The sequence below is a fragment of the Salibacterium salarium genome, from assembly GCF_030813635.1.
Taxonomy (GTDB): domain Bacteria; phylum Bacillota; class Bacilli; order Bacillales; family Marinococcaceae; genus Salibacterium; species Salibacterium salarium.
Genome location: NZ_JAUSUM010000004.1, coordinates 102,377 through 117,247, shown reverse-complemented (window position 1 = coordinate 117,247; position 14,871 = coordinate 102,377). Strand labels below are relative to the sequence as shown.

Sequence of the window (14,871 nt, the reverse complement as noted above, 5' to 3'; positions counted from 1 at the left end):
CCTGTTCAGTAAAATGAAAACGCTATCTTTATTATACCTGTTTGCGCAGGGTTATGGGCATATAATTTCAATAATTGATAGAATTCTTTCCGTCCGCTGTGATTGATGAAATGTTCCCTCGTCATCACCGGGCGCAGCTGAACGGGATCATAGTGGATCTGCATGCCGTCTGCAGCAATGACTCCCTCTGTCTCTTCTTTCCAGAACAGATCCCCGAGAATAAACTGTTCCATGACACGGTTCGGAGGCTCTTCGAGTTCAAAGGTGTCCAGGAGTTCAAACACAGGTTTCTCTTTTTTGTGCCACGTGAACGTCCGGTGAAAGGAAGCCAAACCGGAAACTGGGTACGTATCTTTCAGCTCGAGACCGTAAACAAGACGTGCTTCATCCTGCACCGTCTTTGTCTGTACGGCCTTTCTATCCCTGCCTTCCGTCTGATAGATTCCGTTTATCACCGGCAGGGAATGGCCGAGAGCGTGATTCGTGATAAACGTGTACCTTTTCTCGTCAAAATATCCTTTTTGGTATAATCCCGCTCCCAGATCTTTCAGAAACATCTTCCCGTTTTTCATCATAATCATGTGGCCGACGTCATTATGGTTGTGCGGTTCATCGTTATGGCCGCCTTTGGCCGCGAACGCATAGTGGTCTTCTCCGGAACGAAAGCGGGATACCACCCACTGGGCAGCATCCATCACTTCGTCTTTTTCCTCCCATTCTCTGCCCTGCAGTGTATCATCCAGCCATATCCACTCGCGCAGAAGCGGCGCCCACCGCGCACAGTGATCGGCCGTATAGGGCTCACGGAGACGCTCATCCGGAACCGTCACATCAGAGAAACAGTGATGCAGGTAATGGCTCAACCCAAGCGGAACCGACTGTTCCGGCACGCAGTCCGAAAAAGGGACCACCTTATTGCGGTATAAAAACACATGCTGTTGAAAGCGCGCGATCTGATGGACCTTCTCGTTTTGAAACAGGTCGATTCGTCCTTCGGATTCCGCCAGCAGCAAATCGGCAAAATAGACAAAAAAGCCGAAGCCGTACTGCCAGTATTGATAGCCTTCCCGGCAAACGCCGTCTTCGCTGAATCCGCTCAGAAAATAGTCCATCGTCCGCACATTCCGCTCAAGGACCGCATCCAGCACGTCTCCGTCCTCCAGCAGATGCATCGCGGCCGCTCCGACCGACCCGGCACACACAGCCGCCCAGTTATGATCCACGGTTTCCCAGTGATGTGTATGCGAAAGAAAAGGGTGCAGTACCCGTTTCTGCACCTCTTCTTCGATTCTCTGGCAGAGCGGTTCTCCCAGGCTCGTCCCAAGGATGCTTTTTATTTCGCTCAGCGCAAACCCTGTCTCCGCTGCGAACAGGTCAATAGTATACGGATCGCCGTCTTTGATGTGAGCGGGAAGGCACCATGAATATTCGGAGCAGACATCTTCCACTTCATCCCGGAGAGCCTGTTCGTACCACTTTTTGTCCGAATGGATGAGTGTCATGAAGGCAAACGTGTTTAAGCGGTGCCTACGGTGAAAATAAACGGCTTCGTATTCCTTACGGGACCCGGTCTCTTCAAACAACCGGAATAAATCATCGGTTAACGGTGGTGTTCCGCGGTTAATGAGTTGTTCGGCTTCGCTTTCCACTTCTGCGGCAGGTGCCTGCCAGGCCGGATGGGACGGACGCTCGTTCCACCATTTTCCGGCCAGTACTTTAGACGGCAGAAGCCGCTCTCCTTTTTTTCGTGAAAACAGCATAGTTCACCCTTCTCTCTAAACAGGAGGAAGGATCAGGGTCGTATGGACCCTCATCCTTCGTTTTGTTATTCTGCGTTATTATCGATAATCTCCTGTGCTGCTTCGTCAGCATTTTGTATCGTCGTCTCCAGATCCTGTTCCCCGAGAAGGAAAGCATCCGTTTCACTCATGTAGGCGTCTTCCACCTCTCCGATATAGGTTGGAGGGATGTTAAGCGGCGCGGCTTCAGATGTTTCCAGCACGTTGATGAGAGATTCAGTGTCGACTTTGTCCGGAGCAGCACCTGCCTGAACAAGGTTATCTACTACTTCTTGCAGATCAGCGTCTTGGTATGCCGGCAGATATTTTCCCTGTTCCTGGATACCTTCGGTCGTGTACCAGCGGATGAATTCAAACGCTGCGTCCTTGTTCTTGGAGCCGGAATAAACGGAAAGGAAATCAGCACCGGCCGGCGTCGTAACCGGATCTCCCTCTTCCGCTTTCGGGTACGGAGCAAAAGAGACATTGAACGGTGACGGACTGCCGTCAATACCGCCTGCTTCACTGATCATCCAGCTTCCCGTCAAGATGCTTGCCGCAGACTCGTTGAAAAACTGATCGCGGTACGACAGCTCCTGGGATATTGTGTTGTCATACGGCACGGCGGATCCATCTTTATGCCCCCGCTGCCTGATTTCAAGCGACTGTCTTATCTTCTCACTATCGATATTGGACGTCGTTCCGTCATCTTTGACAAGGTTGCTGTTTTCCGGCTGGTTGAACGCTGCCAGTTTGACGTAATCGACCCACGTATGGAAGTACGTTCCATACATCTTATTGGCACCTTCGCCTTCAGACAACTGGTCGGCATAATCCATGAAGTCGCTCCACGTCCATTCGGTAGGAAGTTCCAGATTATTTTCGTCCAGTTTATCCTGGTTCATCATGACAAAGTGCATATTATATTTTCCCGGCAACGCGTAACGCTCACCGTCCACGGCTGTATTGACACGGTATTCTTCATCAAAATTGAACCCTGCTTCATCAATATAACTATTCAGCGGTTCAAACATGCCTTGGCTCACCCGCTGGGCGTAGTTGGAGGCATCGTTGACCATGATGACATCGAGCTGGTCCCCTGACGCTGCAGCGAGGTCAATCTGCTGCATCGTTTCGTTAGCATCATTGTTTTCCGGTGTTACCGACTCCACGTTAATGTTCGGATGATCTTCCTCAAATGAGGCAATCACGTCGTCCCAGTTGTCCTGTTCTTCATTGTACCAATGGTGGAGACGGATCGTGACTTCCTCCCCGGAAGATCCGCCGTCCCCGCCGTCTGATGAATCAGAAGCTTCCTGATCTCCGCCTCCGGAACATGCCGCCAGTGTCGCAAGTAGAAATGTCCCCGACAGTGTTAACAGTGATTTTTTCATTATAATTCCCCCTTCATTATAGTTAAAAGGTTACCCTTTTACTCCCCCTCGTGCGATTCCTTCAATAACGTATTTCTGGCCGATGATGAAAATAATGATCAGCGGCAGAATGGCCGACACCGACCCTGCCATAATCAAACTGTATAACTCCCCGCTGCTCGTCGAGAAACGCTCAATCGCCAGCTGGATCGTTGACAAATGGTCCGACCGCAGAAAGATAAGCGGTCCCTGGTAATCGTTCCACGTCCAGATAAACCGGAGAATGGCGTAGGTCGAAATCGCCGGAATCATCATCGGCACAACAACTTTGTAAAAGATCGTAAAATGCGAAGCTCCGTCCATTTTCGCCGCATCAATGTAGTCATCCTGAATACTGGAGAAAAACTGCCTTAATAGAAACGTTCCAAGCACACTGAAACTGTTCAGCAAAATCAACCCAAGGTGCGTGTCAAACAGGTTGAGCACCCGGTACATCATGAACTGCGGCACAAGGATAGCCTGCGCCGGAATCAAAAAGGTGGCAAGCACGATCAGAAACAGCGCATTCCTTCCTTTAAAGTGAATTTTGGAAAATCCGTACGCCGCCAGCGCGGAAACGGTTACAGAAAGCAGCGTTGTCAGCACCGTTACTTTGATGGAGTTCCAGTAGTACAGAATGAAAGGCTGCTCGCCGAACCATACCCGGCTGTAATTGTCCCACTTCCAATCCGACGGTATCCATTCAATCGGATACGAAAACACATTTGTTTCTGCCTTCAGGGACGCGGACAGCATCCAGATAAACGGCATCAGAAATAACAGCCCTATCGCGAACATAATAATGGTAATGATAACTTTTTTCGTGTTCAGCCTGCGCAGACGATTCACTATCTTTCACCCCCTTAATAATTCACCCATTTTTTCTGCCCGATCCATTGAATGGCTGTGATGACAAGCAGCATACCGAGCAGGGTAATCGCAATGGCCGACGCATAACCGGATTTCAGATTTTCAAAGGCCTGCTCATACAGGTAATACACAATCACCGACGTGGAATACCCCGGGCCGCCTTCGGTCAGCACGACAATCAGCTCAAATGATTTGAAACTGTAAATGATTCCTGTGATTAAAAGGAAAAATGTTGTCGGCGACAGCAACGGTACGGTGATGTTTTTGAATTTCACCCAGGCCGAAGCGCCGTCTATATCCGCTGCTTCGTACAGATCCATCGGGATGTTCTGCAGGCCGGCCAGATAGATAATAAGATTGAATCCAATCGACGTCCACACCGTGATAATAATAACCGATACGAGCGCCCAGTCGGAATCTGCCAGCCATTTCGGTGGATTATCAATGCCGATCGACATGAGAAACTCATTGATTGGTCCGTACGCCGGGTGGAACAATAGCTGGAATACAATTGCAATCGCTACGATACTGGAAATATAAGGCATGAAATAAATAACCTTGAAAAATCCCTTAAAGTATACATTTTTATTAATAACGACAGCGAGTACCAGCGACAGCGCCATCGTCAGCGGCACGGCCAGGATCAGCCAGATGTTGTTCACCACTGACTGGATGAACGGTTCATCCTGCACCATCGTTTTAAAATTCTCCAGCCCTACGAAATCCGCGCTCTGAAACCCACTGATAAAGACCCAGTCCGTAAAACTGACAGCCAGCGCGATAAAAATAGGAATAATGATTAAAACAGTTGTTCCGATCAACATCGGCGCCACGAACATATAGCCTGCGAAGTTTTCTTTGAACTTCGTGCTTTTGAAGCGGCCCAACTGCTGTTTCTTCGTATTGCTTTGATATGCTGTGGTAGCTTCATTCTTTGCCACATCCATCACCCCCAATGCTTTAGTAAGCGGTTTCAACTATAGGTATATTGTATGCGTTTTCAACGCTGGATACATGGAACAGATTTGACTGAAATGAAAAGAATTTTGCTTTTTGCGGAAAAGGTGTTTTTCTGAAGATTATTCATTTAGTCGGCACTATCGCATTTTTTCGCGCGGTTAGTGGTTACACATCTGCCCCTGGGAACCACTAATCCTGTTTTTCATATCTTAGTGTCCGATAGACTTTCCTTATTGGACACTATCATTTTCTTTCAAATAACTAGTGTCCATAACCGAAGTGGATTGCATTGTTCTGCACCAACCATAAAAACCGGCCCGGTATGGTGACGCGGATCGGCTTTTTATTTATGGATATCTGGTTCCGTTTCTGCTGTCTGTTTTTTCTTTCCTGGTCCCTTTTTATATAGGGGGCGATGGCGATAATAATCATTAAATAAATACCGCCAGTAGGTAATAGTCAGTCCATGACTGTTCCCCGAAGAAAAACGAAAAAAAGAAAGATGTCCCAACTATGGCAAGGATCACCCAATACATACCGTACGCCTCCCTTTTTTTACCTATAGTAGCATACCATCAGAAAACCTGCGACCGTTCCCGCGCGCTGCTTTTCAAGCAGGATTTTATATTATATCTACGGTTGTTTGTTTGTGGTTTATCGGTGCGAACGCGATCCCTTCCATTTAACACGGTCTTTCTCCGCCGAGGCAGTCAAATTATTTTCAGAATAAGCAAAATAATTATATGAAAGCGCATACAAAACAACGTACAATGAGAACCGTTATGGATACTTACAGAAAGGAGGACCGTACGTCACAGCGGCACTATAATGATAAAAAGGGGTTATGAATACGATGCTTGGAAAAAAACAGCTGGCATCCGCCGCTCTTCTACTGGTTTTACCGGGACTCGTTACCATGACAACAGGTGACAAAGTGCTGGCGGATGAAGAAAGGGAAACTATTACCATCAATGGAAATGATGTAGATGAAGATCACCGGTTCAAAGGTTTCGGCACGGTTTCTGCCAATAACACGACACGATTGATGATGGACTACAAGGAAGAAAATCCGGAAGCATACTGGGAGATTATGCATCAATTGTTTGATCCCGAAACCGGTGCGGGGCTTGCCCACGTGAAAGTTGAACTGGGGGCGGATGTGAACTCTTCGTCCGGAACAGAGCCCGCCACCAAGCGTTATGAGGATGAACCTGCTAATGTCCTGCGCGGAGCTGGATTTCAGTTCGCCGCTGATGCGAAATCGATCAATGAAAATATTACAACCGAAATCCTGCGCTGGGGAGAACCACGGTGGACGTGGGAAGGTGCTGCCAATCAAAATTATGAAAACAGATACCAATGGTACAAAGATACGATGGATGCCGTGGAAGAAGAATACGGCTTCAAACTGGATTATGTCGGTGTGACGCAGAATGAACGGGCCCAAAACGGTAACGGAAGAATCGACGAAGAATGGCTGCAGTATTTCACTACGTCTCTTGAAGATGAACCGAATTACGCTGAAGACTATGAAGATATCAAACTTGTGGCCGCGGACGGGTACCGCGATACATCTTCCATCAGCCAGACCCTTCTCGATCATGAGAACCTGCGGGAAGATATCGATGTGATCAGTACCCACTATGAAATCTCCGGTTCGGATGCATTAACAGAACTTCAGAACACCCTGAAAGATAATGGAAAAGAACCAAAAGAAATCTGGATCTCCGAAGGTGTTGCCCCCATGGTCAACGCGCGTTACAGGGAGAACATGGAACCGCAGTACAACGGGCTCGGCGGACAGTACGGCATCGTGGATGTCACGTCCCGCATTATTTCTGCCTATTCCTGGGAAGGGGCCGGTGATAACCCGCTGAACGCTGTATCTTTTGACTTTCAGCCTTCCATCAGTGCTTTCTACGAAGGTGCGTCGTACAATCCGAAGCATTTAATCAGCGCCAAAGATCCCTGGTCCGGCTTTTATGAAACAGACGGCGGTCTGCAGGGTGTCCGTCATGTTATGAACTTTGTCGAGCATGACGACCGGTCTACAGAGAAAAATGAGCGCTGGCAGTATGTACAGGGCGCAACTTACAGCGACGGGGAATTTTTCGACGGCGGTGTCGAAGTTGATACAAGCACCCGCAACTACATGACGCTGAAAGACCCGGAAACGGATGACTACTCCACTGTATTTGCCAACAATACGGAAGACACCCGTCGTTATACGATTCAGGCGGAACAGTTAAATGGAAAGGAAAACGCCCCGGTTCATATCTGGGAAACAAAAGGTTCGAAGGATGGCGGAGCGATTGATGAAAACTGGTTTCAGCATACCGGGACTGTCACCCCGGAAAATGGGCAGTACAATGTGGAAGTGAGTCCCTACTCGATCGTAACCATTTCAACATTGGACAAGCAGGCCGAGGTGGAGGGTTTTGAATATGAATCGGACCCGGTTGATACGTCCGACAATACGACTCTTTCTCTTCCCTACGAGGATGATTTTAAATATGACGAGTACGGCACCGATGAAGAAGGAAGAGATTACATTGAACGTCGCGGCGGTACACCGCGTTATACCACCGATCAAACCGGCGCATTTGAGGTCGTAAAAGAAGCGACGAAACCAAAAGAACAGGGCAGCGCTGAGCGGGTGGAGCGTACGATCCCGCAGGCGGACGAGCACGGCAGCATGCTGCAGCAGAAAATAACACCTGACATTATCGGTGCAGAATGGGCTGTATGGGGCGGAAATGACGGCGCAGCGACCGACCGCAATCCGACAACCAATATCGGGGACCACCGCTGGGCGAACTACAAAGCATCGTATGATTTTCTGCTCGATACCCACACCCCGAAAGCGGAGAACAGAAGCAATTATGCCTTAATCGGCGTCCGTCAGGTGAAAGCGGACGGCGGTGATTCCCAGGCTCCTTATAATGCGAAAATTTATGAGGATGGAACCTATGAAATACTGAAAATGGGAAGCGTCGTTAAAGAAGGAACGGTCGACGGCTTCGACAGCAGCAAGTGGCACAATATAGCCCTGGAAGCCAAAGAAAATACGTTCACGCTGTATCTCGATGAAAAAGAAATCGCGAGCTACACCGATGAAGAGGAAACAGTCATGGCCGGACGAGTGTCGCTTGGCTCCGGTTATTATGAAACACTTATCGACAACCTGAAAATCGAACCGCTGGACGGCTATTCCTATGAATCAGAAAAGATAGATAATGCCCAGGGGCATGTCTACGATTCGAAAGAGGAAGCCCGGAATAACGATGACGACGTGAATCCAATCGGTTATGTCGGCGATTGGAACTACAGCCGTACCGGTTATGACCATTTCAACCGTACATTGATGAGTACAGAAACCGATGTTCCGGTCTGGAACGGCGTGGACATTGGCCACCAGGATACAACCGACACACAAGGCACGTTAAATAAAGTCTACTATTCCGGAGACTGGTCCTCCAATGGAACGAATGCCTGGGGGTCCGGCGGCGAATCATTTGAAATTACTTTTAAAGGAAATGAAATCCGGTTGTACGGTATCACAAACCCATCCAATGGTACCGCTGATGTCTATCTCGACGGGGAACAGGTTGGTGAAGCAGATTACCTGAACAACAGCGAAATGGAACAGATGGTCTGGTCCGCGGAAAACCTGGAAGAAACCGAGCATACACTGAAGGTGGTGGCAAACGACGGGTACGCGAGCTTCACCCATGTGGAAGTAGAAACATCGGAAGAACGTACCCTTACGACAAAAGATACGCTCGCCCCTGATCAGTTTACAGCCGTATCGCAGGAATCAGAAATCAGCGGGGAGGAAAATACGGTATATGCCTACCGTGAAGGAGAAAACGACTGGGGCGCCAACAGCACCAATGCGTGGGCAAATTTTGACGATAACCCCTACATTCTTGTTCATTTCACCGGAACCGGCATTGACTATTTAGCAGGCGCGGGCGAAGAAACCGCCTATAATGTGGAACTCGATGGCGAAGACATGGGAGATCACACCGTCGACTCCGAGAGCGGCATCCGCTATTCCGTGCGCAACCTCGAAGAAGGACAGCACACATTGAAGGTGTCACTCGGAGACAATGAAGCGAAAGAAACGTACATGGATTATCGTGGTGTCAATATTTACAGCACCCCGGATACCGAGGAAAAAGCAAGCAGCATGGTGTTTGACTTTGAAGGGTCCGGCTTTAACCTGTTTGGAGCCACCCCAGATGCGTTAATTGATGTCTATGTGGATGATACTCTCATTCAAGAGGATTACCGGATTCATACCGCCGGTGACAGACAGACATCCTATGTGCTGCGAGGACTAGAAAACAAAAACCATACCGCAGAAATCGTCGTGAAACGAGGCAGCTTTGTTCTAGACGGAATGGATATCATCACTGGAACAAATGATGGAGAAACAGATAAATCCTCCCTGCAGGAATTATTTGAGAACCATCAAGACAAAAATCATAAAGACTATACGAAAGACAGCTGGAAAACGTTCCATAAAGCCCGGCAGCATGCAAAACAGGTACTGAAAAATCCACAGTCCTCTCAGATAGATGTATATGCTGCACAGACCTCTATGCAACAAGCGGTGGAGGGATTAGTCGAAAAATAAGTGACTGTTGAACTTCGATCCTCATGAAAGGGTCGAAGTTCTTTTTGTTAAAAGATATAAAATGAAGTGTGTTACACAAATTCGATTAAGTCTGTCTGTTTCACTCTCGGGGGAACTGTATAAATCAGCGGTTTTCCCATATATATCGGCGTAATTTTTACTTTATCAATGAAACTAGAAACAGGTCCTTCCCCGTAGATGCGGTAGAATTCCAAGTTTTTTTCGAATAGACCTTGGTGTGCTCTTGTGCCAATATCATTAGCCCTAAGACATTCAACACATACTGCTGGCCGGTATGAATATTTCAATTATTCATACGATCGATTCATCAAAACAACTCTCCAGCCGTCCGGATCTTCTATTGTAATTCCTTGTTCTTTCCAATAGCTGTTTTCAGGTTCTTCTTCTTTATATCCCATGTTTTTCACTCGATCTAAGACCTGATGGATTTCATTTTCATTTGATATATAAAAAACTAAAAGATTATCTTTCGTTGGCGCGGGACAGGGACTTCCATCAACGTGACGGGTGAATTCCAAGTGGTAGTTAACCCCGGGCAGCCCAAATATTACCCCTTCATATTCATTACTCTTAAATTCTTCTATTTGACTGAGTCCTAAGCCCTTCTCATAAAAATCGATGACCTCTTCAAATTTGTCTGTCGGTCTGGCGATTCTGACTTGACTAGCCGTAAAACTATTGAATTCCATTTACATTCGCCTTTCTTTTAACTTATATGCTCTATATACTTAATTGTATTTTTGTTTCTAATATTCTCACCTCCAATTGCTTCGGAAGTAAATTTATTAATTAAGTAATGTTAGTAACAATATAACAAAAAATTAAGAGTCTAGCTTCTTGTTAAAACGAATAAGGTACAATTACAAGATTATAAAACTGCGATGATTGGGAGATGAAATCGGTGCTTCTGCGATCACAGCAACGGACTGCTTCCCTGTATGAGCCTAAACAAAGGTAATACTTAAGTTCTCATGAACGAGCACGGAGGATAACGTTTCACCTTCTATCACATACCGTGAGGATTGTCAGATTTCATAAGATGAGATGTTACCGTTAGTTTATGTTCACGTTGATGGCCAGCTTCATTGTCTTCGGTTTCTTCTGTCTGTTCCCTTCTTCAACATCCCCACTTCAATTTAATCTTTTTACATCCTCCACAATCCGTTCCGTGTCATTTTCCAGTCCGTCATACTTTCTTATTACATTGCCTTCCGGATCAATCAGAAAAAAAGCTGTCGCATGAATAACATTATTTTCTTCCGGAATTTTCTCTACAACACTTTGAAACGTATTCTGTGATAACTGTCGGATGTCTTCATCGGTATACCCCGTTAAAAAATGCCAATTCGAAAAATCTGCGCCATATTTTTCTGCGTATTTTTTTAATTGTTCTGGGTCATCGAAGGAGGGGGCGACTGTGAAAGATACGAATTGAAGATCCAGCCCGGCTTTTTCTGCCTGACCTTGTAAGTTCAACATATTCGGTGTCATTGTATTACAGACAGTTGGACAGCTGGTGAAAATCATATCCGCAATCCAATAGGTGTCTTGGAAATCTTCATTGGACATCGTTTCTCCGTCCTGATTGGTAAATTCAAACGATTGCATTTGTAAATCGGCGTCTGTTAAATCTGTTCCACTTTCTGCAGAAGAGAATCCGGTCTGATGTAACCAGGAACATCCACTTAAAACACATATTAAAATACTAATCATCCAAAAAAGGTGAAACGATTGTCTCATACCAATCCCCTCTTTGTTCAAAGGTTAGGACTTGCGGCTAACAACAAACAACGTGTAAGGGTTGTATCCACGACATACCATGTAAAAAAATTATGATACTTTTTAATAAAATATAACAATATAACACGAATTTTATCGTTATCACTTAAAACATACATTACGATATCAGGAAAAGAGATAAATTGTTATAAATTACACAATCAAACATAAATATGCATTATCAGAAGAGGGGGAATTATATGTTTTATGATGTTTTGCTTGGTGGCCAATTAACTTGGAATACTACGTTATTGACGGTGTTTATTTCTGTTGCTGTTTTTTATATTTTAATAGTAAAGCGTTGGACCAACATAAAAATGAACGAAAAAACACCTCTTCTTTTTTTACTCGGCCTGGGGATCTTATACATAACGACGGGCAGTCCTTTCACAGCAATCAGTCATTTTGCTTTCAGTCTGCATATGCTCCAAATGAGTATTCTATTCTTTATTATTCCGCCGCTTCTTATATTGGGAATTCCCGAACCTCTGTTTCAACAAATAGGCAAGAATCCAATAATCAAATCAGGAAGTAAATTATTTTTTCCCCCTATGATTGCTTTAAGTATTTTTGCTGTTCTGTTTTTGATGTACCATACACCGTTCGTATTAGAAATTCTTTCTCAATCTCCTTTCCTTCGGGATGGATATACATTTTTTCTTTTCATATTATCTCTTCGTATGTGGTGGCCCCTTACAGCGCCTGATCCAAAGCAGCGTTTGGACAGGAAACGAAAAAAACGTTATGCATTGTGGAGTGGCCTTTTCATCATGCCAGCTTGTCTCTTATTTATTTTCAATGCCCTGGTAAACAGCATGAACAATCCTTTTCTTGCTGAAAAAACTGCCCATCTTTGTTTACCACCAGCTTCATCCAATATGTTATTGCCGCCGCTATTCAATTCAACCTTTGATCAATTAACAGCGGGAATACTTATGTTAGCAACCCATAAATTGGGATTACTCCTGGTCTCGCATCTTGACAGTAATGGAGGAGGTCATCGGTTTCCTCGATTCCTTGTTATAAACAAAGGCAGTGATTAATAGAATGTAGATAAAACAATAGAAGTGGTGAGGATCATGAAAGAAACGAACCATTTAGAAATTAGGGGAATGCACTGCGCTGCTTGTGCCACAAGAATTGAAAAGGCCGTTTCAAAAATAGAAGGCGTCACCGATGCTCATGTAAATGTAACAACGGAAAAGGGGTATTTCACGTACGATAAAAAACAAACAGGGATTTCTGACATTATAAATAGAATCAATAATATCGGCTTTCAAGCAAACAAGTCCACCGCGCAGCCGGACAGGACAAAACATAGAGAAGTCAAGGCGCTCCAATGGAATTTTATCGTGTCAGCGCTGCTTACTCTGCCGCTGGCATGGGCCATGTTAACCCATTTCAAATGGAGTTCTTTTCTTTATGTCCCGGATATCTTTCTCCATCCCTTATTTCAACTTGCCATTACCATTCCTATTCAGTTTGTGATTGGGTTTCCGTTTTACGAAAGAGCCTGGAATGCCTTGAAACACGGAAGCGCCAATATGGATAGTTTAGTTGTTTTAAGTACATCCACAGCCTTTTTTTACAGCCACTATTTGACATTCACTTCTTTTCACACGGCTCATGATGCTCACTCCCTCGGATTGTTCTATGAAACAAGTGCCTTCATCATCACCTTTATCCTGCTGGGGAAGGTATTGGAAGCAAGAACGAAAATGAAAACAACGGAAGCGGTACAAAAGCTCAATCAATTGCAGACAAAAACAGCCACCTTATATGAAAATGGTAAAGAATCGAGGGTTTCTGTCGACAATATTCTACCAGGAGATGTCGTGGTTCTTCGGCCGGGAGAAAAAGTTCCGGTCGACGGACAAGTCCTAAAAGGGACATCGACGGTGGATGAATCACTATTAACCGGAGAAAGTATGCCCGTTGAAAAAACTGCAGGAAATGCAATATATGCAGGGACCATGAATAAGAATGGACTATTGAATGTGAAAGTAACGAAAAAAAGGACGGAAACAACGTTATCCCACATTATTCGCATTGTAGAAAAAGCTCAGGTTTCGAAAGCACCGATTCAGCATATAGCGGACAAAATTACGGAGGTTTTCGTACCCATTGTGATTACTACAGCCTTGGTAACGTTCGCCGTATGGTATATGGTTTTTCAACCAGGTTATATATATGGAGCATTGGAAAAAGCGATTGCCGTCTTAATCATTGCCTGTCCTTGCGCCCTCGGATTGGCTACCCCTACATCTGTGATGGTTGGAAGCGGAAGAGCCGCACAGTTAGGTCTTCTTTTTAAAGAAGGAAGATTTCTTGAGTTATTAGGCAAAACCAACGTTGTAGCCCTGGATAAAACGGGAACTATTACAAAAGGGGAACCACAGGTCACCGACATGTACGTGGAACATATGGATACAAATGAATTCATGAAAATCATAGGCGCAGCAGAAAATACGTCCACCCATCCTTTAGCCAAAGCGATCGTAACAGAAGTGAAAAAGCAGGGACATCCTCTTCCACATGCCACGAATGTCCTCTCCTTCCCGGGGTATGGAGTTCAGGCATCGATAAACGGTAAAAAAATACTGATTGCCAATCCAAGGTATTATAAAAATAATTCTATTCTCCTTCCTAGAAAAGCAAAAAAAATGGTGAAAGATTGGGAGCGGCAAGGAAAGACGGTAATGATTGCATCAATTAATTCCCGGTTTTCCGGGATTATTGCCATCGCCGATGAAATAAATAAATCTTCAAAAATAGCCGTTTCCCGTTTAAAAAAAATGGGATTCAAGGTGATGATGCTAACAGGAGATAACAGAAGTAATGCAGCGTCTGTTGCACATAATGTAGGTATAAAAAAACAATATGCAGAGATTACACCACAGGAGAAGGCAGAAATAATACGACAATTACAACAACAAGGAAATAGAGTTATAATGGTAGGAGATGGTATTAATGATGCGCCGGCGTTGACGGTCGCGAAAGTAGGGATTGCGATAGGAACAGGTTCCGATGTGGCTATTGAATCAGGAGATATAACCATCGTAAAAAATGATCTAAATCGTGTCGTGGATGCCATCACCATTAGTAATAAAACAACAAGAAATATAAAACAGAATTTTCTTTGGGCCTTTCTGTACAATGTTCTCATGATTCCCATTGCCATGCTGGGTTTTTTGGCCCCCTGGTTGGCCGGTGCAGCGATGGCCTTCAGCTCCGTGTCGGTGGTGTTAAATTCCCTCCGGCTGAAGAACATGAAAATATAATTCTGTCGTTGAATATGCAAGAAAGTTCAACGAGCTTCCACTAAAAAGAAGTAATTTGGATGGGCTGGTCCTCTAGAATAGTTCCCTAACCATTTTTCAGACTTTTCATAGTTTTAACCTTTTAAGGA

Annotated in this window: 9 protein-coding genes; 3 read left to right on the top strand and 6 right to left on the bottom strand. The window is 45.2% G+C overall.

Features of this window, described 5'->3' with window-relative positions; all coding sequences use genetic code 11:
* Window positions 1-5: 5 nt before the first annotated feature.
* The 4 genes from J2S78_RS14730 to J2S78_RS14715 form a co-directional block, all read right to left on the bottom strand.
* Window positions 6-1,760 (bottom strand): heparinase II/III family protein, encoded by a 1,755-nt coding sequence (locus J2S78_RS14730; protein ID WP_306899790.1) that lies wholly within the window; start codon window positions 1,758-1,760, stop codon window positions 6-8.
* Between the two features lie 65 nt (window positions 1,761-1,825).
* Window positions 1,826-3,172, bottom strand: a complete 1,347-nt coding sequence (locus J2S78_RS14725; protein WP_306899788.1) for an ABC transporter substrate-binding protein — start codon at window positions 3,170-3,172, stop codon at window positions 1,826-1,828.
* Between the two features lie 30 nt (window positions 3,173-3,202).
* Window positions 3,203-4,039, bottom strand: a complete 837-nt coding sequence (locus J2S78_RS14720; protein ID WP_306899786.1) for a carbohydrate ABC transporter permease — start codon at window positions 4,037-4,039, stop codon at window positions 3,203-3,205.
* A 14-nt stretch (window positions 4,040-4,053) separates the two neighbouring features.
* Window positions 4,054-5,007 carry a carbohydrate ABC transporter permease gene (locus J2S78_RS14715; RefSeq protein ID WP_370871574.1) on the bottom strand — a complete coding sequence of 318 codons (954 nt, stop codon included), beginning with the start codon at window positions 5,005-5,007 and terminating at the stop codon, window positions 4,054-4,056.
* A gap of 866 nt (window positions 5,008-5,873) precedes the next feature.
* On the opposite strand from J2S78_RS14715, the gene J2S78_RS14710 reads away from it, so the two are divergent.
* On the top strand, window positions 5,874-9,662 hold the full coding sequence (locus J2S78_RS14710; protein WP_306899784.1) for an S-layer protein: 3,789 nt from the start codon (window positions 5,874-5,876) through the stop codon (window positions 9,660-9,662).
* Window positions 9,663-9,970: 308 nt separating this feature from the next.
* Here the strand turns inward: J2S78_RS14710 and J2S78_RS14705 are convergent, their stop codons facing one another.
* Together J2S78_RS14705 and J2S78_RS14700 are read right to left on the bottom strand one after the other, a co-directional pair.
* Window positions 9,971-10,372 carry a VOC family protein gene (locus tag J2S78_RS14705; protein WP_306899782.1) on the bottom strand — a complete coding sequence of 134 codons (402 nt, stop codon included), beginning with the start codon at window positions 10,370-10,372 and terminating at the stop codon, window positions 9,971-9,973.
* 442 nt (window positions 10,373-10,814) lie between these two features.
* Window positions 10,815-11,423 carry an SCO family protein gene (locus J2S78_RS14700; protein ID WP_306899780.1) on the bottom strand — a complete coding sequence of 203 codons (609 nt, stop codon included), beginning with the start codon at window positions 11,421-11,423 and terminating at the stop codon, window positions 10,815-10,817.
* A gap of 239 nt (window positions 11,424-11,662) precedes the next feature.
* Between J2S78_RS14700 and J2S78_RS14695 the strand changes: the two genes are divergently transcribed.
* Together J2S78_RS14695 and J2S78_RS14690 are read left to right on the top strand one after the other, a co-directional pair.
* Window positions 11,663-12,505 (top strand): cytochrome c oxidase assembly protein, encoded by an 843-nt coding sequence (locus tag J2S78_RS14695; protein ID WP_306899779.1) that lies wholly within the window; start codon window positions 11,663-11,665, stop codon window positions 12,503-12,505.
* Window positions 12,506-12,541: 36 nt separating this feature from the next.
* On the top strand, window positions 12,542-14,743 hold the full coding sequence (locus J2S78_RS14690; RefSeq protein ID WP_306899778.1) for a heavy metal translocating P-type ATPase: 2,202 nt from the start codon (window positions 12,542-12,544) through the stop codon (window positions 14,741-14,743).
* The last annotated feature ends 128 nt before the right edge of the window (window positions 14,744-14,871 follow it).

What these genes read in the sequence shown, in the direction of transcription:
- J2S78_RS14710 (WP_306899784.1), top strand. Translation starts at nt 5,874, where the DNA reads ATGCTTGGAAAAAAACAGCTGGCATCCGCCGCTCTTCTACTGGTTTTA.
- J2S78_RS14700 (WP_306899780.1), bottom strand. Translation starts at nt 11,423, where the DNA reads ATGAGACAATCGTTTCACCTTTTTTGGATGATTAGTATTTTAATATGT.
- J2S78_RS14695 (WP_306899779.1), top strand. Translation starts at nt 11,663, where the DNA reads ATGTTTTATGATGTTTTGCTTGGTGGCCAATTAACTTGGAATACTACG.
- J2S78_RS14730 (WP_306899790.1), bottom strand. Translation starts at nt 1,760, where the DNA reads ATGCTGTTTTCACGAAAAAAAGGAGAGCGGCTTCTGCCGTCTAAAGTA.
- J2S78_RS14690 (WP_306899778.1), top strand. Translation starts at nt 12,542, where the DNA reads ATGAAAGAAACGAACCATTTAGAAATTAGGGGAATGCACTGCGCTGCT.
- J2S78_RS14715 (WP_370871574.1), bottom strand. Translation starts at nt 5,007, where the DNA reads ATGGATGTGGCAAAGAATGAAGCTACCACAGCATATCAAAGCAATACG.
- J2S78_RS14705 (WP_306899782.1), bottom strand. Translation starts at nt 10,372, where the DNA reads ATGGAATTCAATAGTTTTACGGCTAGTCAAGTCAGAATCGCCAGACCG.
- J2S78_RS14725 (WP_306899788.1), bottom strand. Translation starts at nt 3,172, where the DNA reads ATGAAAAAATCACTGTTAACACTGTCGGGGACATTTCTACTTGCGACA.